Raw genomic sequence first — 18,779 nt, 5'->3', positions numbered from 1 at the left:
GTATTCATTGCAATGAATGTGGCGATGAATGCAATGCGCACCGGGCGGGTGTTGCAATGAGCTGAAGCTGAAAGCGCAGGGGTCGGACAAAGGGGTGTGCGGCCGGCCGGTCCGGCGGATCGGCGGACCGGCAGGGCATGGGCATGGGCGTGGCCTCCGGCCCGGCCCCGACCGGGCGCCGTATCGCCCTGCGCGTCCCGACGGCCGATGACCTCGATCGCGGTGGCCCTCTTCTCGCCGGCCCTCTTCACGCCGACCGCCCGGCTGCCGCCCGGCCCGGTGGGCGCCGTGCTCGTCCTCGGCGGCGCCTGCAGCTCGACCTGCGGTCGCCCGGTCCTACCCCCCCCGAGGGGTGGACCGGGCCGGCCCCGGCGGCCGCCGGTGGCGTCCTCGTCCTGGAGGGGCCGGGTCGGCGGGTGTGGTGCGTTCCGCTGCCCGCCGCGCTGACCGCGCAGGGGCGGATCGCCGGCGGCCGGTCGGTCAGTCGCTCGCCAGCAGCTCGTCCGCGTCCATGATCCGGTACGCGTAGCCCTGCTCGGCGAGGAACCGCTGGCGGTGCGCCGCGAAGTCCTGGTCGATCGTGTCGCGCGCCACGACCGAGTAGAAACGCGCCTCGTGGCCGTCCGCCTTCGGACGCAGGACGCGGCCCAGGCGCTGCGCCTCCTCCTGGCGCGAGCCGAAGGTGCCCGACACCTGGATGGCGACCGTGGCCTCCGGCAGGTCGATGGAGAAGTTCGCGACCTTCGACACGACGAGCACGTTGATCTCGCCCTCGCGGAAGGCGTCGAAGAGCTTCTCGCGCTGAGCGTTGGAGGTCTCGCCCTTGATGACGGGCGCGTCCAGGTGTTCACCGAGCTCGTCGAGCTGGTCGATGTACTGGCCGATGACGAGGGTCTGCTCGCCGCGGTGCTTGCGCACCAGCGCCTCGGTGACCTTCCGCTTCGTCGCCGTCGTCGCGCAGAAGCGGTACTTCTCCTCCGTCTCGGCCGTCGCGTACGCCAGCCGCTCCGACTCCGTCAGGTTGACCCGTACCTCCACGCAGTCGGCGGGCGCGATGTAACCCTGCGCCTCGATCTCCTTCCACGGAGCATCGAACCGCTTCGGCCCGATCAGCGAGAAGACGTCCGACTCCCGTCCGTCCTCGCGCACCAGAGTCGCCGTCAGGCCGAGCCGGCGCCGCGCCTGCAGGTCGGCGGTGAACTTGAAGACCGGCGCGGGCAGCAGGTGCACCTCGTCGTAGACGATCAGCCCCCAGTCCCGGGAGTCGAACAGCTCCAGGTGCGGGTAGACGCCCTTCCGCTTCGTCGTCAGGACCTGGTACGTGGCGATCGTCACGGGCCGGATCTCCTTGCGGGTGCCCGAGTACTCGCCGATCTCGTCCTCCGTCAGCGACGTCCGCCTGACCAGCTCGTGCTTCCACTGGCGGGCGGAGACGGTGTTCGTCACCAGGATCAGCGTGGTCGCCCGCGCCTTCGCCATCGCGCCCGCGCCGACCAGGGTCTTGCCGGCGCCGCACGGCAGCACGACCACCCCGGAGCCGCCGTGCCAGAAGCCCTCGACGGCCTGCTGCTGGTAGGGGCGCAGTGCCCAGCCGTTCTCCGCCAGGTCGATCGGGTGCGCCTCGCCGTCGACGTAACCGGCGAGGTCCTCGGCGGGCCAGCCCAGCTTGAGCAGCGTCTGCTTGATCTGCCCGCGCTCGGACGGGTGCACGGCCACCGTGTCGGGGTCGAGTCGCGCCCCGACCAGCGGGATGATCTTCTTCGACCGCAGGATCTCCTCCAGCACCGGCCGGTCGGTGCTGGTCAGCACCAGGCCGTGCACCGGGTGCTTGGAGAGGGTGAGACGGCCGTACCGGGCCATCGTCTCGGCGACGTCGACGAGCAGGGCGTGCGGCACCGGGTAGCGGGAGAACTCCACGAGCGCGTCGACGACCTGCTCGGCGTCGTGCCCCGCGGCCCGGGCGTTCCACAGCCCGAGCGGGGTGATGCGGTAGGTGTGGATGTGCTCGGGTGCCCGCTCCAGCTCGGCGAAGGGAGCGATGGCGCGACGCGCCGCCCCGGCGAGCTCGTGGTCGACTTCCAGCAGGAGGGTCTTGTCGCTCTGGACGATTAGTGGACCATTCACGCGCGGCGCCCCGTTTCACTCAGGTCAAACCTCCAGTGTGCCGTACGGCGCCGGAGCGGGGAACACGCCGCCCGGGAGGGTCAGCGGTCCAGCCCCGCCAGCAGCAGGGCGAGACCGCCGTGGAACTCCCGGTCGGGAGTGAGTGAGGGCGCGCCGCGGGCGGCTTCGGTCAGGTGCGGGAAGTCGGCCGCCGGAAGCCGGGCGATCGCCGCGGTGCCCGCACCGGACAGGGCGCCGAGGTGCTCCTGCTGGATCGCACCGATCACGTAGGCGAGCAGGGCGCGCAGGGCGACGATCCGCTCCTCCGGTCCCAGTCCGGCCTCGGTGAGCACTCCGAGGACGGTCTCCCCCCAGCGCAGGACGCTCGGGGAGCGGTGGCGGTGCGTGAAGGTCAGCGGCAGTACGTCGGGGTGTGCGCCCACGGTCGCGCGCAGCCGGTCGACGAGGAGGGTGATGCGCGCCTGCCAGGTGCCGGTGGCCGCGGGCGGCGGGGTGCTGTCGACGGAGCCGAGGACCAGCTCGACGACGAGGGCTTCGAGCTCGCCGCGGTCCTGGACGTAGCGGTACAGGGCCATGGTGCTGATGCCGAGCTCGACGGCGACGGCGCGCATCGACAGGCCGGCCAGCCCCTCACGGTCGATCACGGCGAGTGCGGCGGCGGCCAGTCGGTCCTGGGTGAGCGAACGCGGGCGCGGCATGGTGTTGACAGCGTACGGCATACGCTTACGCTGGTAGGTGTACGGCATACGCCTACCAGGGAGGCCCCAGTGCGACTCGACACCGGCTCCACCGTCCGACCCCGGACCCTCACCGCCGTCCGCGACGGCCTGCCCGTCCCCGTCCCGGACCCCGCACGCCTGGTCCACCTGCAGTTCCGCCGGTTCGCCGGCTGCCCCGTCTGCCACCTGCACCTGCGTTCGGTCGTGCGCCGGCACGACGAGATCGAGGCCGCCGGCATCCGGGAGGTCGTGGTCTTCCACTCCGCCGCCGACGAACTGCGCGAGCACGTGGCCGGCCTGCCCTTCGAGGTCGTCGCGGACCCCGACAAGCGGCTGTACGCGGAGTTCGGCGTCGAGTCGTCCTGCCGGGCGCTGCTCAGCCCGCGCGCCTGGTGGCCCGTACTGCGCGCCGTCGCCCTCGGCACGGTGGAGTTGCTGCGCGGGCGGCAGAAGGCGCCCGCCCGGACCCAGGAAAACGGGCGCCTCGGACTGCCCGCCGACTTCCTCGTCGCGCCCGACGGCACCGTCCTCGCCCGGTCGTACGGAGAGCACGTCGACGACCAGTGGCCGGTCGAGACACTCCTGTCCCTCGCCGCGGAGGCGCGTACGGCCCGGTGAGCCGGGGCCGAACGGGTCGGAGGGCGCCGCCGCACGACGTTGCGGGCGGATGATCGTGAAACTGCCGTCATACGGTGGCCGTCGCTCACAGGCGACGTAGGGGGGACCGTACGCTCCTGACGAACGGACGCTCACGCTCATGACGCAAGCACGCTACGACCGCTCGCTCCTCCACGACTCCTCCGCTGCCGGCGAAGGCTCCGTCCACGACGTCGGCCTGCTGGTCCTCCGCCTCGTCGTCGGCCTGTCGATGGCCGGTCACGGCACGATGAAGCTCTTCGGCTGGTTCGGCGGTCCGGGCCTCACCGCGACCGGCAAGGGCTTCTCCATGGCCGGTTACCCCGCCGGCGACGCCATGGCCGTCATCGCCGGACTCTCCGAGACCCTCGGCGGCCTCGGACTCGCCCTCGGCCTGCTCACCCCGCTCGCCGGCGCGGCTCTGACCGGCGTCTTCATCAACATCCTGGACGTCCGCGGCTTCGGCGCCTACTTCCCGCCCAAGGGCATCGAACTCGAAGTCGTGCTGTTCGCGTCGGTCATCGCCCTCACCCTCACCGGGCCCGGCCGCTACGCCGTCGACCACTACCTCCCGGTGCTGCGCGATGCCCGGCCGCGCTACGGCGTGCTCGCCCTGGTCGCGGGCGCCGTCGTCGGCTTCCTCGTCCTGCTCATCAGGGACTGACGGCTCACCCGTCCAGGTGGGCCGGCGGCGCCGCCGGGTAGGGCGTCTCCACCGGCAGCAGGGCGCGTGCCGCGGCGTCCTCGCCCGACCGGACCAGGTGGTGGACCTCCCGCGCCAGCGGGGTCACGTCGCGGATGGAGACCGTCCACTCGTCGGCGTACGCCCGCGAGGCCGGGCCGGACAGGCCGAGCTGGAGCGAGCGGTACGGCAGCTGGTTCAGGTGCAGGTCCCGCTCCGGGTCCCACTGCACCCGGGCGGGCGCGGCACGCAGCGACTCCTGCCAGGCCGCCCGGTCGGCGTGCAGGCCGGGCACGTAGTGCGACAGGCAGGCCTCGCGCAGCGCCCGGTCGAAACCCTCGCGGGTGATCTCGACCGCCAGCACCGTCTCCTGGTCGGCCTTGGTGGCCCAGCCGCAGCGGTACATCATCCACAGGAACGACGGCTTGATCCACGTCATCCGCTCCCGCTTCCAGGCGGGCGGGAAACGGTTGTCGCGGGCCGCCGGGACCCCGAGGTGCGGGGCGTAGGCCTGGTAGACGGTGATCGTGGTGTCGGTGTGGGCGGCGCGGATCTGGCGGTGCGGGGCCTTGTGCATGGGGTCAGGGTGTACGGCGGCGGGGCGGGCCGCCAGCCGTTTTCCCTGCGGGTGCCGCGCCGTCGCCGGGGGCGCCGCCCCCGGACCCCCGCGCCTCAAACGCCGGCGGGGCTGGGAGATCGGGGCTCCGCCCCGGACCCCGCGCCTCAAACGCCGGCGGGGCTGGGATGGCGCGGCGGGGCTGGGATGGTGCGGCGGGGCTGGATGGTGCGCAGGGGCTGAAACCGGGTCAGAGGTGTTCGTCGGCCAGTTCTGCCACGCCTGTGACCCGGTGGAGGGCGTAGGTGCGGACCTCGTCCGCCGTGTGGTCGTAGCCGGTGACGAAGCCGCCCTCGACGCGGACCGGTGCGATGACCCGCTGGCTCGCAGCTCCGTCCGCGTTCACGTAGCCGATCCACACCGCCGAACCGGTCAGCGCCGCCGCCTGCACCGTCGCCAGGGTTTCCGCCGCGCTGGTGCGCGGCAGCTCGCCCGGTGCCCCGGCCGCCGCCGGGGCCGGCTCCTTGCGGACCGCCGTCGCCGCGAGGTCGCCCGCGCGGATCGCCCGTACGGCCGCCCCCAGCAGCGTCGCGTCCGGCACCGGCGGGCCGTCCGGCACCGGTACGGGCGCCTGGCGGGCCGGTGTGCGGTGCGCGTCGGCCCGCGCCACCAGCACGTCGCCGGTCCCCGACTCCGCGGCCGGCGCGTACCCCATCGCCCGCAGCCCCTCCAGCAGCGCGGTCGGTTCGGCCTGCGCGGCCAGCACCGTCGGTGCCAGGCGGCGCAGTCCCAGCCCGGCCGAGCGCTTGTCCGCCAGGATCTCCCCCAGCATCGCGTCGTCGTCGCACCGCACGTACGAGGAGGCCGCGCCGACCCGCAGGTGCCCGTGCCGCCGGGCCACGTCGTCGATCAGGTACGCCAGCGGCTGCGGAACCGGCGTACGGCTGTGCTCCTTGAGGAAGGCGTGCAGGTCGGCGGCCGTCCGACCCGCGTCCAGCGCCCGCCGCACCGAGCCCGGAGTGAACCGGTACACCGTCGCCCCGCCCTTGGACTCCACGTCCGCGAGCACCGCGAGGGTGTCCCCGAGCGGGCGGCGCAGCGGACCCGGCGCCACCGCCGTCAGGTCGGCCTGCAGCAGTACGTGGTCCACCGGTTCGGGCAGCAGCGGCGCCAGTACCGGCGCCGGGTCCCGGTGCTCCAGCAGCGCCCGGCCCGGCCCCGACAGCGCGCCCCGGCCGGTCACGCCGAGGACCTCCGCCTCGGTCAGCGCCCAGCCCGCGAGCCGGGCCCGCAGGTCGCTCGCCGTGCGGACGGGCCGCTCCCACGCGAGCCGCTCCAGCACCGCCGCCGTATCGGGCGAACCGCCCTCCGGCAGCTCCGCCAGCAGCTCCAGGACGCGCCGGCGCACCTCCGGCGCCGCGGAACGGTCCAGCTCCGGGCCCAGCGCCGACAGCGTGCGCCCCTTCGCGTCCTGCTCGCCGACCAGCCCGGGTGTACGGGTGGCCGGCAGCCAGGCCGCCGCCAGCACCGACCACCGCTCGGCGGGCGGCAGTTCGCGCCAGTCGTCGAAGGCCGGGGTCGGCGCGTACCGCTCGTCCGCCTCGCCGTCACTGGCCAGCAGCCCGGCCGCGTACGCGAGTTCGATCCAGAACGCCGCCGACGCCTCGGTGGTGTCCAGGCCGGCCGCGGCCCGCTTCAGGTCCCGTACGGACAGCCCGCCCGCCCGCAGCACGGCCGGACCGGCGTGCTCCCAGGACTTCACCAACTCCTCGACGGTGGCCAGCGAGGCCAGCGCCTGGCCGGCCGCGTTGGCGTCCACAAGCTGTGGACGGTGTTCCCGGTGGGCGGGCACCGGCGGCGGCACCGGAGAGGTGTCCCGGTGCGCGCGACCGCCGCGCAGGTGCAGCGCCACCTCCCGGGGCAGGACCACGGTCCGCGCCGTCGCGGGCAGCAACAGCCCCCGGTCGCGCAGCCAGCGCACCGGCGGCGCCGGGTTGGGCGTCACCTCCCCGTACGGCGGCCCCCACACCAGCCGCCCCAGCACCTGGTGTGCCTCGGCCGGGGCCTCGTCCAGCAGCGCCGACATCCGCTCCGGGTCGGTGAACAGCGCCGTCAGCGCCGTGACCGCGGAGACCGGGTCGTGCGTGGCGGGCAGCCCGACCGCGGCCACGATCTCCTGGACCCGTGTCGGTGACATCCCGGCCGTGGCCTCGGCGACCGTCGGCCCGAGCCCCGTCGGCGACGGCCGCTGCGCGGACGGCGCGAGCAGTTCGCGGGCGGTGCGCACCAGCCGCAGCCGGTCCTCGTCGCCCCACACCAGGGCCTGGTCGCGCAGGCCGGCCAGCGCCCGGGGGAGCGCGGCACGCGCCCGCTCGTCCTCACCGCCGGTCAGCAGTCCCTCCAACACCGGGTAGGGGCACGGGTCCGGGGCCACGGCGAGGGCCTCCGCCGTCTGCAGCGTGAACCGGTCCAGGCGCTCCAGCGCCCGCACCACCGAGGCCCGGGTCCCGGCGCGCGTCGCGAGCTGCGTGATGTCACCGGGCACCGGGTTCAACAGGTCCGGGCGCGCGTGCAGCAGGGCGGACAGCGCGGCGTCGTCGCGGGCGCGCAGCGCCTCCGCGAGGGAGCGCGGGGGGCTCGCCCCGGTCCCGCCCTGCGGAGCTGCCGCAGCAGTGCTTGGCTCGGGCACAGTCGCCTCCCGGTCGCGTCGGCCGGTCGTGTCGGCCGGTCCCCATCCGGCCAACGGTATCCGCTGCGCCCGGGGCGGCTCCACGGATGCACGCGCTACCTTCGGGAGAGCCGGTACGGGAGGAGCCTGGGCGTGGGGATCGAAAGCGACCACCTGGTCTACGAATATCTGAGCGCCGTCGGGGACTTGGCGCAGCGCCGGCACCTCTCCTCCGGCGACCGGATGCGGCTCGTGGCGGGCCTGCGGGACGAGATCGACCGTCGGCGCGCCAAGTACGACCCGGAGACCCCGGCGGCGGTCCGCCGCATCCTGGAGCGCATCGGCACGCCCGAGGAGGTCCTGGACACCCTCGGCACCCGCCAGGGCGCGGCGCCCGACACCGGCCCCGCCGATCCGGTGCCCTCCGTACCCGCGCAGCGGGCCCCCGGCCGGCTGCGCCTGCCGGGGGTGCCCCCGCCGCGGCCCGCGCCGCAGCGGGAGCCGGAGAACGTACCGCCGCACCTGGCCGGGCTGGACGAGCTCGGCCCGTCCGGCGGCGCCGAGCCCGACTGGTGGCGGCTGACGCCCGCCGGCCACGGGCGCGGCCCGCAGGTCGAGGGCTTCGCGGGCGGCATCGAGATCCCCGACCTCTTCGAGGAAGGGCCGGAGGAGGACGAGGAGCAGGGGCGGGGCGATGCCCCGGCCGGGCCGCCGGACTCGCGTGCCCGGACCCTCGTCGCGTTCCTGCGGGAGCGGCGGCGCGCGAAGGCGGAGGCCGCCGGGCCGGCCAAGGCGGGGGCGCAGCCGGAGGCGGCCGTCGTCCCGGCCCGCCCGCGGCCCAACGCCTTCCTGCTGCTGGCGGCCGCGGTCCTCGTCGCCGGGGTCGTCAGCGGCCAGTGGCTGCTGCTCGTCATCGGCTGGCTCCTGCCGTACGCCTCGCGGGTGCTGCGGCCCGCCGAACGCAAGTGGGCCGTCTTCGGGCCGCCGGGCCTGGTCCTGGCGGGCGCCGCGGTGTGGCTGTGGGGACGGACCAACGGCACGTGGGGCGAGGCCCTGGCCGGCGACCAGGTCGGCGGGGCGGTCCAGGGCATGTGGCCGTGGCTGCTGCGGGGCGCCGCCCTGGCGTCCGTGCTGTATCTGGTGTGGCGCTCCCGCCGCCCCTGAACCGGAAAGGTCGAACACGAGTTCCGGGGAGGTTCGCCACAGCGTCCACCGCAGTCCGCCCGCCTCGGCACAATGGGCCGTATGAATCTCACCGTCGGCTTCGACCTCGACATGACCCTCATCGACTCCCGCCCCGGCATCCGTGCCGCCTACCGGGCGCTGTCGGCCGAGACGGGCACGTACATCGACGCCGACGCGGCGGTCACCCGCCTCGGGCCGCCGCTGGAGGAGGAGCTCGCGCACTGGTTCGCGCCGGCCGTGATCCCGGCCATGGCGGACCGCTACCGGGAGATCTACCCCGACCACGCCATCGAGCCGACGCCCGCGATGCCGGGCGCCCGCGAGGCCGTGGCGGCCGTCCAGGCGATGGGCGGCCGCGCGATCGTCGTCACCGCCAAGCACGAGCCCAACGCCCGACTGCACCTCGCACACCTCGGCATCGAGCCGGACGCGGTCATCGGCTGGCTCTGGGCGGAGGCCAAGGCGGGCGCGCTGCGCGAGCACGGCGCGCAGGTCTACGTCGGCGACCACATCGGCGACGTACGCGGCGCCCGCACCGCCGGCGCACTGTCCGTGGCGGTGCCGACCGGCCCCTGCCCGGAGCCGGAGCTGCGCGCGGCCGGCGCGGACGTGGTCCTGCCGGACCTCACCGCGCTGCCCGAGTGGCTCACGCAGTACGTCGCCGCACAGCCCGTCGCCGCACCGTCCGGCACCGCACAGCCCGTCGCAGCGAGCCCGGCCTGATCAGCACTCACCGCAGGCTGCCCAACACCCCCTAGGCCCCCTGCGAGGCCCGGGCAGCCCTGCGCTGGGCGGCGGCCGAGCGCAGCACGCCCGCCGCGGAGATCGCGAAGCCGACGCCCATCAGCATGCACACGGCCCACGCGTACGACGGGAACGGGTCGATGTCGAGGAACAGCGGGGCCATCGTCACCAGGGTGGCCACGGCCCCGGCGATGAACACGATGCCGCCGGCCCTGACCAGTCCGTCGCCGGGCCGCGCTTCGTCCGAATGAGGAGTAACAGTCACCTCACCAGGGTAGTTCCCTGGCCGAAGCAGCCGACCGCGAAGGACCGGGGAACGTCTTGTCACCCGGCCCCCGACCATTAGCCTTGAGGCGGCGGGTCACACATGGCCCGCTGCGCTGTTGTCCGGAGCCGTTCGCGGCCTCTCGGACCCCCGACGAGCACAAGGACAGAGGACGGACGTGCCTACCGGCAAGGTCAAGTGGTTCAACAGTGAGAAGGGCTTCGGCTTTCTCTCCCGCGACGACGGCGGCGACGTCTTCGTCCACTCGTCGGTGCTCCCTGCCGGGGTCGACGCCCTCAAGCCCGGTCAGCGAGTCGAGTTCGGAGTCGTCGCCGGCCAGCGCGGTGACCAGGCACTTTCGGTGACCGTCCTGGACCCGGCGCCGTCCGTCGCGGCCGCCCAGCGCCGCAAGCCCGACGAGCTCGCCTCGATCGTGCAGGACCTCACCACCCTGTTGGAGAACATCACCCCGATGCTGGAGCGCGGCCGCTACCCCGACAAGGTGCACGGCACGAAGATCGCCGGCCTGCTGCGCGCGGTGGCCGACCAGCTCGACGTCTGACGCCCGCCCGCGCCCACCCGCGCCCCGCCCTCCCACGAGCGGCGGGGCGCCGGTGTGCGGGGCGCGCACGGCACTACGGGAAGGCGAGCGCGCCCGGCGCGATGGCCGGTACCAGCCCCTCGGCGGCCGCCCGCGTCAACAGGCCGCGCACCGCCGCGTAGCCGGAGTCGCCGAGGTCCGCCGTGAACTCGTTGACGTACAGCCCGATGTGCTGGTCGGCGACGGCCGGGTCCAGCTCCTGTGCGTGCGCCCGTACGTACGGGCGGGAGGCCTCCGGGTCGTCCCAGGCCATCCTGACCGAGGCCCGCGCCGACTCCGCCAGCTCGCGCAGCCGCTCCGTACCCAGCGACCGCTTCGCGATGATCGCGCCGAGCGGGATGGGCAGGCCGGTCGTGGACTCCCAGTGCTCGCCCATGTCGGCGAGGCGGTGCAGCCCGTAGTCCTGGTACGTGAACCGGGCCTCGTGGATGACCAGTCCGGCGTCCACCCGGCCGTCACGGACCGCCGGCATGATCTCGTGGAACGGCAGGACCACCACCTTGCCGACGCCGTCCGGCAGCACGTCGGCCGCCCACAGCCGGAACAGCAGGTAGGCGGTGGAGCGCTCGCTCGGTACCGCGACCGTCTTCTCCGCCAGGTCCAGGCCCGGCTCGCGGGTGAGCACCAGCGGGCCGCAGCCGCGCCCGAGGGCCCCGCCGCAGGGCAGCAGCGCGTACTCCTCCAACACCCACGGCAGCACCGCGTACGACACCTTCAGCACGTCCAGCTCACCGCGCTCGGCCATGCCGTTGGTGAGGTCGATGTCCGCGAACGTGACGTCCAGGGCAGGCGCGCCGGGCACCCGGCCGTGTGCCCACGCGTCGAAGACGAACGTGTCGTTCGGGCAGGGCGAGTAGGCGATCCTCAGCGGCGCGTCCAGCGGTTCACCGCCGCTCAGGGCGCCGCTGACGGTGTTGGTCCCGCTGCTGCTCCCGGTGTTGCTCATGGCGTTCTCCCCAGTTCGCGATGACGGGTCCCAGCACGTGGAAGCCCTCGGTGAGCGCCGCCAGCGCCCCCCCGATCCGCCAGGCGGCACGGTCGCGCGGCCCCACGGCGTTGGACACGGCGCGGATCTCCAGCACGGGCAGCCCGTGCGCGGCGGCGGCCTCCGCGACCCCGAAGCCCTCCATGGCCTCGGCCCCGGCCATCGGGTGCCGGGCCGTGAGCCCGGCCGCCCCGTCGGCGGTACCGGTCACGGTGGAGACGGTCAGTACGGGAGCCAGCAGCGCCCCGGTCGCCTCCGCGGCCCGGGCCGCCAGCTCGGCGGGCGGCAGGTGCACGCTGTGCCCGAAGCCCAGCGCCGACACGTCGAGGAACCCCTCGGGGGTCTGCGCCCCCAGATCGGCCGCGACGATCGCGTCCGCGACCACGAGGGAGCCGAGCGGGGCGGCGGGCACGAACCCGCCGCCGATGCCGGCGCTGACGACGAGCCCGTACCCGGGCTCGGCGAGCGCCAGCGCCGTGGCGGTGCCCGCGGCGGCCGCGGCCGGGCCGACGCCGGCGACGAGCACGTCGAAGGCGATGCCCGGAAGGTCCCGGCGGGTGATGAGGTACCCGCCGGGCAGGGTGCGCGGCTCGGCACCGGGGCTGTCCGGATGAGGGGTCAGCCCGGCGAGGACGGAGTCCGACTCCGCCCCCACCGCCGTCACGACGAGCGCGCGCACCGGTGCGTCCGTCGTCCGGTTACTTGAGCTTGAGGTTGTAGGACCAGACGGCGAGCGGCTTGCCGTCCTCGCCGATCTGCAGGAACGCGAGCTTCTTCGAGGACGGGGCCTCGCCCTGGCCGCCCGTCGCGAAGACGTCGGCGTTCGGGAAGCTGCGGTACGTGCTCGACGAGGGCTCGGTGATCGGCTGGCCGTCGAGAACCGCCGACCAGCGCTTGCCGTCCTCGACGACCTCCGGCTCGACGCCGAGGCGCAGCGTTTCGCCGCGGCCGTACTCGATGGTCTTGGGGTTCTTGAGGTTCGTCAGGCACTCCTGGACCTCGTCCATGGAGAGCTCCTTGCCGTCGTTGTGGCAGGAGGCCTCTGCGGACACCGACGAGCTGCCGACCGTCACGGTCGCGAGCGGGGTCGGCTTGTCGCAGGCGGAGAGGAGGAGGAGGCCGGCGGACACGGCTCCGAGGGCCGCGACGCTGCGGCGGGCCCTACCCGAGAAAAGCGGTGCGGTCATGAGCCGAAGGCTATCGGGCCCTCGGGCTGCGCCGCTGCATGGGGTACCGCCGGCCTGCGGCGTGGCTCCCGCCGGGACGCCGTTCGGCTCCCGCCGGGGTGGCCGCGGGTGGCCGTGGGTGGCCGCGGGTGGCCGCGGGTGGCCGTGGGCGGACCGGCGCGGCGCCGTTGCCGGGGGCGCTGCCCCGGGCCCCCGCGCCTCGAACGCCGGCGGGGCTGGAGGTGCGGGCGGGGCTGGGCGGGTCAGGCGACCTTCGGGCGGGACGGGCGTTGCGGGTGGGGGCGGTGGGGGGCCGACAGGGCGCCGCGGACGGCCATGGTCGCGCCCAGCGCGACGATGGCCGCGGCCACCGACATGCCGAGGACGCCGTTCAGCGGCAGGACGATGCCGATGGAGCCGCCCAGCACCCACGCCACCTGGAGCAGCGTCTCCGAACGCGCGAACGCGGAGGTCCGCACCGCCTCCGGCACGTCCCGCTGGATCATCGCGTCCAGCGACAGCTTCGCCAGCGCCTGGCAGAATCCCGCCGTCGCGGCCAGCACGGCCACGAACACCCCGCTGTAGAAGACGGCAGCCAGCACCGCCACTCCCAGCGTCACGCACAGCACCGACGCGACGATCACCTCCGGCGCGCGCGCCCGCAACCACGCCCCCACCGCCGTACCGCACGCGTTGCCCACGCCCGCCGACACGCCCACGATGCCCAGCGACACCGCAGCGTTCTGCCCCGCCAGGGGATGCTCGCGCAGCAGGAACGCCAGGAAGAAAATCAAGAAGCCGGAGAGCCCGCGCATCGCCGCGTTCGCCAGCAGGCCGCACAGCACGCTGCGGCTCACCGTCCGCAGCCCCGGCCGCTTCGAGTGCGCCTCGTGCGTCGACAGCCGGGCGCGCCGCTCGCCCTTCGCCTCGTCCACCTTGTGCGGCAGCGTGAACGCCGCGAAGGCGCCGCCCAGGAAGATCACGCACGCCCCGTACAGGGGCCACTGCGGCCCCACGGAGTTCAGCCCCGCTGCCACCGGCGCCGCCGCGCCCGTCGCCAGCAGCCCGGCCAGCGTGACCCGGGAGTTCGCCTTGACGAGTGAGAAATTCGGCGGGAGCAGCCGGGGCACCACCGCGCTGCGCACCACCCCGTACGACTTGGACGCGACCAGCACGCCCAGCGCCTCCGGATACAGCTGAAGGCCCCCCGTGGCCACCACGGCCGACATCAGCAGCGCGAGGACCGCCCGCGCCAGCATCGCCGCCGCCATCGACGCCCGCCGCCCGTGCGGCAGCCGGTCCAGCAGCGGCCCGATCACCGGCGCCAGCACCGTGAACGGCGCCATCGTGATCGCCAGGTACAGGGCCACCCGGCCCCGCGCCTCGTCCGTGGGCACCGAGAAGAACACCGTCGACGCCAGCGCCACGGTGATCATCATGTCGCCCGCGCCGTTGATCGCGTGCAGCTCGATCAGCTTGCCCAGACCCGACTCGCCCGCCCCGTGCGCGTGCGTGGCCCGCCGGATGCCCTTGGCCGGACCGGTGATCGGAAGGTGCAGGGCACGCCCGACAGCCCGGCCGGCCCGCCTGGCCGGTCCCGAGCCGTCGTCGGACGACCGTGCGGGTGCCACACTCGACATAGTGCCCCACCCGGCCCCCGCCCGGGGGCCACCCGGCGCGTCGTGGAACCGGCGGCTTGTCCGCGAATCGGACCTTGCATGTGTGCCCAGGGCTTGAGAGGAGGTAGCGTGCGTAGCGCGCCACCGGCGGTTGCTCCTGGCCGCGCGCCTCTTCGTGATCCCGCAGAATGGATCGCAGTGAGGTGCGCCCGGAGTCCGATCGGGTGCGGACGTCGACGCGGCCCTCTGGTCCGCTCCGCCCGCGCCTCGTACGGACAGCACCACCGGGTCGTTGTGGACGACAGTACGGACGGCGCACACGTGAGACGGCGTAGGAGAGAACGAGACCAGTGAGTGCTGCGACGCGAAGCCGTACCCCGCGTACCCCCGACCGCCTCTGCGTCGAGGCGGTGGAGCTGGCCCGCGCGGCCGCCGAGGAGGCGGCCTTCCCCGGCGTGGTGGGCGCACACGTCTCCGCCGTGGCGGAGGGCGACCGCGTCGTCACCCACTTCTTCGAGTCCAAGGAACCGGGCTACCGCGGCTGGCGCTGGGCCGTCACCGTGGCCCGCGCCTCCCGCGCCAAGAACGTCACCCTCGACGAAACGGTGCTGCTCCCCGGCGACGACGCCCTCCTCGCCCCCGAGTGGGTGCCGTGGAGCGAGCGGCTGCGCCCCGGCGACATGGGCCCGGGCGACCTGCTGCCCACCGAGGCCGACGACCTCAGGCTGGAGCCCGGCTGGACGGGCGAGGACGCCCCGCCGCCGAACTCCGTGGTCTCCGCCGAGATGGCCGAACTCGTCGAGGCCGAGGACGCCGACGTCACCGACCGCCTGACGGTGCCCGCCCGCGGCTCCATCACCTCCGTCGCCGAGGAACTCGGCATGCGCCGGGCGCGTGTGCTCTCCCGGTACGGGCTGCACACCGCGGCCGACCGCTGGGACGAGTCCTTCGGCGCGAAGACCCCGATGGCGCAGGCCGCGCCCGCGTCCTGCGTCTCCTGCGGCTTCCTCGTCGCCATCGGCGGTTCGCTGGGCCAGGCCTTCGGTGTCTGCGCGAACGAGTTCAGCCCGGCCGACGGCCGCCTGGTGTCGCTGTCCTACGGCTGCGGCGGCCACTCGGAGGCCGCGGTCATGCCGGCGCCGCCGCGGCCGGCCCCGCCGGTCCTCGACTCGATGGCCTCCGACGAGTTCGTCCTGCGGCCCGCCGCGGACACCGGCTCGGTCCCCGTCCAGGACGTGCAGCCCGCCGACCTGGACCTCGGCCACTCGTAACCCGTACGGACCCGTCCGCGCCGTCAGCCGCGGGCGCGGCGGCGCAGGAGACGCCTGGCACCGAAGACCAGCACCATGCCGCCCGCCAGGACCAGGGCGCCCTTGCCGAAGCTGGCGGTCGGCTCCGGCGCGGCTGCCGCGTCCGGCGGTGCGCCCGGCTGCGGCGAGGCGGAACCGCCCGGCTGGGCGGCGGCGGCCGCCGGGACCGCGACGACCCGGCTGCTCGCGCCCTCCGAGCCGAACATGAGCGTGGAGCCGTCCGCGCTGTACGCCACCGACTCCGCCTGCCCCTGCCACGGCGCGTCCACGCGCTCGCCCTCGCCCTCCGGCCGGCCGTCCTGCCACGGGTAGGTCCGGGCCGTGAAGTAGCCCCGCAGGGTCAGCCGCCTGCCGTCGGGGGAGAACGCCCCGTCCGTCACCCACGGGACGTCGGCGACCCGCCGGAAGGTGTTGTCCGCACCCGCCGCCAGCTGCGCGGGCCCCTCGTACAGGCCGCCCCGGCTCTCGTCCTTGCTGGCGATGTACACCCGGCCCGTCACCGGATGGACCATCAGGGACTCGGCGTTGCGCGGCCCGTCCGCGTACCGCACCGTGAACTGCGTTGCCTTCACTGTGACATCACCCAGCTGCCGCGGCTCCTGGAAGCGGTAGATCCACACGTGGTCCCAGGTGCCGCCCCGGTTGTCGCCGATGTCCCCCACATAGAGCTGTCCGTCCGGGCCCAGCGAGATCGCCTCGACGTCGCGGGGCCTGCCGATCCCCGTCAGCGTCACCCGGGCGACGGTGCTGCCGGTGGCCGAGTCCACCGCGTAGACGTAGGGGCCGTCGTCGCTGTCGTTGTGCGTCCAGTACACGCCCGGATGGACCCGGCTGGCCGCCAGCCCGCTCGACTCCTTGATGCGCGGATCGGAGATGGTGAACGAGGGCGACTCCGGCGACTGCGCCGCGGACGCTGTGCCCGGCAGCACGGCGACGGCGGTCAGGACGGCGGCGAGGACGGTGGCGGTGGCGGTGGCGGTGGCGGCCGGCAGGGCGGCGGCGGGCGGCAGGGGCGGGCGCATCCTCCCAGCCTGCCAGTACGGGCCGCGTGTCCGGCGTCACAGCGGTTTCCGTCGCGCGATCCGCGATGATGACCGGATGCGTTTCATGTTCGTCGGCGACTCCATGACCATCGGACGCGCCGGCGACTACACCTGGCGCTACCGGATGTGGCAGCACCTCGAAGCGACCTTCGAGGGCCCCTACCGGATCGTCGGCCCGCGCTGCGAGGTCTACGACACGGCCGCCGACGCACCCGCCAGCCACGCCTACGCCGACCCGGACTTCCCGCCGCACGCCCGCCGCCACCTGGCCGGCTGGGGCGAGGGCTGGCAGCACATGGCCCCCGTCATGGCCGAGACCGCGGCCGCCCACCGCCCGGACGTCCTCCTGGTCTCCCTGGGCCTGATCGACCTCGGCTTCTACACCGACGCCGAGCAGACCGCCGCCAACGTCCGGCTCTTCACGGCCGGGGCCCGCGCCGCCCGCCCCGGCATCCGCATGGTCCTGCTGCCCGTCATCCCCAACAGCAGGGCCGAGGAGGACGCCCCCTTCGCGGCCGAGGTGGACCGCTTCAACGAGCTCCTCGCCAAGGCGGTGGCGGACCTCACCACGGACGCCTCGCCGATCCTGCTGGCCGCCCGCCCGGCCTCGTACGACATCCACCGTGACACCTACGACGGCACCCACCCGAACGCCTCCGGCGAGCACCGCCTGGCGGGCGAATTCGCCGCGGTCCTGCACCAGGCCTGGGGCCTCGGCGGCCCGTACCGCCCCGCTCGCGACCCGTAACACGCCCCGCCCACGAGGGTCTTGCTTCGAGTGCACTCCAAGCAGTTGGCTAGTGCCCCATGAAGTACACACAGCTCGGACGCACCGGCCTCAAGGTCAGCCGACTTGTACTCGGCACCATGAACTTCGGACCCCAGACCACGGAGCCCGAAAGCCACTCGATCATGGACTCCGCCCTCGACGCGGGGATCAACTTCTTCGACACCGCCAACGTGTACGGGTGGGGCGAGAACAAGGGCCGCACCGAGGAGATCATCGGCACCTGGTTCGCCCAGGGCGGCCGGCGCCGCGAGAAGACGGTCCTCGCCACCAAGGTCTACGGCTCCATGTCCCGCGAGGGCGAGACCTGGCCCAACTACGACCGCCTGTCGGCGCTGAACATCCGGCGGGCCGTCGACGCCAGCCTCAAGCGGCTCCAGACCGACTACATCGACCTCTACCAGTTCCACCACGTGGACCGGCACACCCCCTTCGAGGAGATCTGGCAGGCCGTCGAGGTCCTCGTCCAGCAGGGCAAGATCCTCTACGTCGGCTCTTCCAACTTCCCCGGCTACAAGATCGCCCAGGCCAACGAGGTCGCGGCGCGCACCGGCCGGTTGGGCCTCGTCAGCGAGCAGTGCCTCTACAACCTCGCCGAGCGGCGCGCGGAGATGGAGGTCATCCCCGCCGCCGAGGAGTACGGGCTCGGCGTCATCCCGTGGTCCCCGCTGCACGGCGGACTGCTCGGCGGGGTCATCAAGAAGGAGGTCGAGGGCGGCAGGCGGGCCTCCGGGCGCTCCGCCGACGCCCTCGCCAACAGCACGGTACGGGCGCAGGTGCAGGCCTACGAGGACCTGCTCGACAAGCACGGGCTGGAGCCGGGCGAGGTCGGGCTGGCCTGGCTGCTGACGCGGCCCGGGGTCACCGGGCCCATCGTGGGGCCGCGTACGCCGGAGCAGCTCGCCTCGGCACTGCGCGCCGTGGAGCTGGAGCTGAGCGAGGAGGTGCTGGCCGGGCTGGAGGAGGTCTTCCCCGGGCCCGGACCGTCGCCGGAGGCCTTCGCCTGGTAGCCGCCCGCCGGCGGCGGCTGCCCTCGGGGCGGCCGGGCCTCGGGGCGGCCGGGCCTCGGGGCGGCCGGGCCTCGGGGCGGCCGGCGCAGGGGCTACTGGCCGACGGCGGCCGCCGCGGCGACGACGAGGAACATCAGCACGAGCACGCCGGCCATCACACGGTTTCTGGTCTTGGGATCCACCCGTCGAGCCTAACGCGGCAGCCCCTGCATCGTGGACGCAGGGGCTGTGCCGTGGGTCATGCGCTGTCGGCCGTGGCCGGACGGTCACTGCCAGCTCATGTCACCGTTCTGGGCGGCGACCGGGGGCTTGGCGGCGGTGAGCGGGGCGGCGGAGGCGACGGCCGGCGCGCCGAGGACGAGGGCGAGGGCGACGACCGCGGCGGCCTTGGCGATGCGGGTGGTGTTCATGGTGTCCGGTGTCCCTTCGGAGGTGCCGTGAGGCGCTGTGACGGTGGCTTCCCGGTCGGTCCCGCACCCCGCGGTGGCGCCGTCCCTTTCCGGTGAGACCTAGCTAAGCCGCAGCTCAACGGGGGGTGAAGGGGTATCGGCTGGCCCAAACCGTCCGTGGACGGATGAGGACAGGCGCCGGAGGACGGGTCGGCGGCCCTGCCGGCCGCACACGCCCGACGCGGTACGCGCCCGCCGTCCGGTGCTGCGGCGCTCCGCCGGGTGCTGCG

The 18,779-nt window shown here is 74.4% G+C and carries 19 protein-coding genes; 8 read left to right on the top strand and 11 right to left on the bottom strand.

The window, feature by feature from the left end:
- Positions 1-480: 480 nt before the first annotated feature.
- A complete protein-coding gene (locus IF89_RS0119625) occupies positions 481-2,124 on the bottom strand; it encodes a DNA repair helicase XPB (RefSeq protein ID WP_030769440.1) in 1,644 nt (547 codons plus the stop codon).
- Between the two features lie 80 nt (positions 2,125-2,204).
- A complete protein-coding gene (locus IF89_RS0119620) occupies positions 2,205-2,822 on the bottom strand; it encodes a TetR/AcrR family transcriptional regulator (protein WP_030769436.1) in 618 nt (205 codons plus the stop codon).
- Between the two features lie 69 nt (positions 2,823-2,891).
- On the opposite strand from IF89_RS0119620, the gene IF89_RS0119615 reads away from it, so the two are divergent.
- Together IF89_RS0119615 and IF89_RS0119610 are read left to right on the top strand one after the other, a co-directional pair.
- Positions 2,892-3,461, top strand: coding sequence for a peroxiredoxin-like family protein (locus IF89_RS0119615; RefSeq protein WP_030769433.1), 570 nt, complete (start codon positions 2,892-2,894; stop codon positions 3,459-3,461).
- 139 nt (positions 3,462-3,600) lie between these two features.
- Positions 3,601-4,143: a DoxX family membrane protein gene (locus IF89_RS0119610; protein WP_030769431.1), complete on the top strand. Its 543-nt coding sequence runs from the start codon at positions 3,601-3,603 to the stop codon at positions 4,141-4,143.
- A 4-nt stretch (positions 4,144-4,147) separates the two neighbouring features.
- Here IF89_RS0119610 and IF89_RS0119605 read toward each other — a convergent pair whose 3' ends face one another.
- Positions 4,148-4,738: a DUF4291 domain-containing protein gene (locus IF89_RS0119605; RefSeq protein ID WP_030769428.1), complete on the bottom strand. Its 591-nt coding sequence runs from the start codon at positions 4,736-4,738 to the stop codon at positions 4,148-4,150.
- A 229-nt stretch (positions 4,739-4,967) separates the two neighbouring features.
- Positions 4,968-7,406 carry a helicase C-terminal domain-containing protein gene (locus tag IF89_RS0119600; RefSeq protein ID WP_030769423.1) on the bottom strand — a complete coding sequence of 813 codons (2,439 nt, stop codon included), beginning with the start codon at positions 7,404-7,406 and terminating at the stop codon, positions 4,968-4,970.
- A gap of 132 nt (positions 7,407-7,538) precedes the next feature.
- On the opposite strand from IF89_RS0119600, the gene IF89_RS0119595 reads away from it, so the two are divergent.
- The gene (locus IF89_RS0119595) at positions 7,539-8,549 is read left to right on the top strand and encodes a hypothetical protein (protein WP_030769420.1); all 1,011 of its coding nucleotides are present in this window, start codon (positions 7,539-7,541) and stop codon (positions 8,547-8,549) included.
- 72 nt (positions 8,550-8,621) lie between these two features.
- Entirely contained in the window at positions 8,622-9,293 is a 672-nt protein-coding gene (locus IF89_RS0119590; RefSeq protein WP_051807290.1) for an HAD family hydrolase, read from the top strand.
- Between the two features lie 31 nt (positions 9,294-9,324).
- On the opposite strand, the gene IF89_RS0119585 is transcribed toward IF89_RS0119590, so the two are convergent.
- The gene (locus tag IF89_RS0119585) at positions 9,325-9,579 is read right to left on the bottom strand and encodes a hypothetical protein (protein ID WP_030769415.1); all 255 of its coding nucleotides are present in this window, start codon (positions 9,577-9,579) and stop codon (positions 9,325-9,327) included.
- Between the two features lie 178 nt (positions 9,580-9,757).
- Between IF89_RS0119585 and IF89_RS49365 the strand changes: the two genes are divergently transcribed.
- On the top strand, positions 9,758-10,141 hold the full coding sequence (locus tag IF89_RS49365; RefSeq protein ID WP_030012939.1) for a cold-shock protein: 384 nt from the start codon (positions 9,758-9,760) through the stop codon (positions 10,139-10,141).
- 73 nt (positions 10,142-10,214) lie between these two features.
- Here the strand turns inward: IF89_RS49365 and IF89_RS0119575 are convergent, their stop codons facing one another.
- The 4 genes from IF89_RS0119575 to IF89_RS0119560 all read right to left on the bottom strand — a co-directional run bounded on the left by IF89_RS0119575 (position 10,215) and on the right by IF89_RS0119560 (position 13,971).
- A complete protein-coding gene (locus tag IF89_RS0119575; protein WP_234327812.1) occupies positions 10,215-11,126 on the bottom strand; it encodes a 1,4-dihydroxy-6-naphthoate synthase in 912 nt (303 codons plus the stop codon).
- Positions 11,065-11,844 (bottom strand): futalosine hydrolase, encoded by a 780-nt coding sequence (locus tag IF89_RS0119570; RefSeq protein WP_051807288.1) that lies wholly within the window; start codon positions 11,842-11,844, stop codon positions 11,065-11,067. Before IF89_RS0119570 ends, IF89_RS0119575 begins: the two co-directional genes overlap by 62 nt.
- 19 nt (positions 11,845-11,863) lie before the next feature.
- Positions 11,864-12,352, bottom strand: a complete 489-nt coding sequence (locus IF89_RS0119565; protein ID WP_030769410.1) for a hypothetical protein — start codon at positions 12,350-12,352, stop codon at positions 11,864-11,866.
- Positions 12,353-12,594: 242 nt separating this feature from the next.
- Positions 12,595-13,971, bottom strand: coding sequence for an MFS transporter (locus IF89_RS0119560; protein WP_030769408.1), 1,377 nt, complete (start codon positions 13,969-13,971; stop codon positions 12,595-12,597).
- 329 nt (positions 13,972-14,300) lie between these two features.
- On the opposite strand from IF89_RS0119560, the gene IF89_RS0119555 reads away from it, so the two are divergent.
- Positions 14,301-15,221 carry a DUF3027 domain-containing protein gene (locus tag IF89_RS0119555; RefSeq protein WP_030769407.1) on the top strand — a complete coding sequence of 307 codons (921 nt, stop codon included), beginning with the start codon at positions 14,301-14,303 and terminating at the stop codon, positions 15,219-15,221.
- Positions 15,222-15,244: 23 nt separating this feature from the next.
- Here the strand turns inward: IF89_RS0119555 and IF89_RS0119550 are convergent, their stop codons facing one another.
- Entirely contained in the window at positions 15,245-16,282 is a 1,038-nt protein-coding gene (locus tag IF89_RS0119550) for a hypothetical protein (RefSeq protein ID WP_030769405.1), read from the bottom strand.
- Between the two features lie 76 nt (positions 16,283-16,358).
- On the opposite strand from IF89_RS0119550, the gene IF89_RS0119545 reads away from it, so the two are divergent.
- Both IF89_RS0119545 and IF89_RS0119540 read left to right on the top strand, forming a co-directional pair.
- A complete protein-coding gene (locus IF89_RS0119545) occupies positions 16,359-17,051 on the top strand; it encodes a GDSL-type esterase/lipase family protein (RefSeq protein WP_030769402.1) in 693 nt (230 codons plus the stop codon).
- Between the two features lie 59 nt (positions 17,052-17,110).
- Positions 17,111-18,100, top strand: coding sequence for an aldo/keto reductase (locus tag IF89_RS0119540; RefSeq protein ID WP_030769398.1), 990 nt, complete (start codon positions 17,111-17,113; stop codon positions 18,098-18,100).
- Positions 18,101-18,366: 266 nt separating this feature from the next.
- Here the strand turns inward: IF89_RS0119540 and IF89_RS46040 are convergent, their stop codons facing one another.
- On the bottom strand, positions 18,367-18,510 hold the full coding sequence (locus IF89_RS46040; protein WP_158717892.1) for a hypothetical protein: 144 nt from the start codon (positions 18,508-18,510) through the stop codon (positions 18,367-18,369).
- Positions 18,511-18,779: the final 269 nt, after the last annotated feature.

Origin of the sequence: Streptomyces sp. NRRL F-2664 (genome assembly GCF_000719345.1) — a bacterium.
Lineage (GTDB): Bacteria > Actinomycetota > Actinomycetes > Streptomycetales > Streptomycetaceae > Streptomyces.
Note: the sequence above shows the minus strand (reverse complement) of the source record. Positions and strands in the feature narration are given on the sequence as shown.

Excerpts from the sequence above, each read along its gene's own strand:
- IF89_RS0119620 (WP_030769436.1), bottom strand. The coding sequence starts at position 2,822 with ATGCCGCGCCCGCGTTCGCTCACCCAGGACCGACTGGCCGCCGCCGCA.
- IF89_RS0119610 (WP_030769431.1), top strand. The coding sequence starts at position 3,601 with ATGACGCAAGCACGCTACGACCGCTCGCTCCTCCACGACTCCTCCGCT.
- IF89_RS0119605 (WP_030769428.1), bottom strand. The coding sequence starts at position 4,738 with ATGCACAAGGCCCCGCACCGCCAGATCCGCGCCGCCCACACCGACACC.
- IF89_RS0119590 (WP_051807290.1), top strand. The coding sequence starts at position 8,622 with ATGGGCCGTATGAATCTCACCGTCGGCTTCGACCTCGACATGACCCTC.
- IF89_RS0119575 (WP_234327812.1), bottom strand. The coding sequence starts at position 11,126 with ATGAGCAACACCGGGAGCAGCAGCGGGACCAACACCGTCAGCGGCGCC.
- IF89_RS0119565 (WP_030769410.1), bottom strand. The coding sequence starts at position 12,352 with ATGACCGCACCGCTTTTCTCGGGTAGGGCCCGCCGCAGCGTCGCGGCC.
- IF89_RS0119560 (WP_030769408.1), bottom strand. The coding sequence starts at position 13,971 with ATGTCGAGTGTGGCACCCGCACGGTCGTCCGACGACGGCTCGGGACCG.
- IF89_RS0119550 (WP_030769405.1), bottom strand. The coding sequence starts at position 16,282 with ATGCGCCCGCCCCTGCCGCCCGCCGCCGCCCTGCCGGCCGCCACCGCC.
- IF89_RS0119545 (WP_030769402.1), top strand. The coding sequence starts at position 16,359 with ATGCGTTTCATGTTCGTCGGCGACTCCATGACCATCGGACGCGCCGGC.
- IF89_RS0119540 (WP_030769398.1), top strand. The coding sequence starts at position 17,111 with ATGAAGTACACACAGCTCGGACGCACCGGCCTCAAGGTCAGCCGACTT.
- IF89_RS46040 (WP_158717892.1), bottom strand. The coding sequence starts at position 18,510 with ATGAACACCACCCGCATCGCCAAGGCCGCCGCGGTCGTCGCCCTCGCC.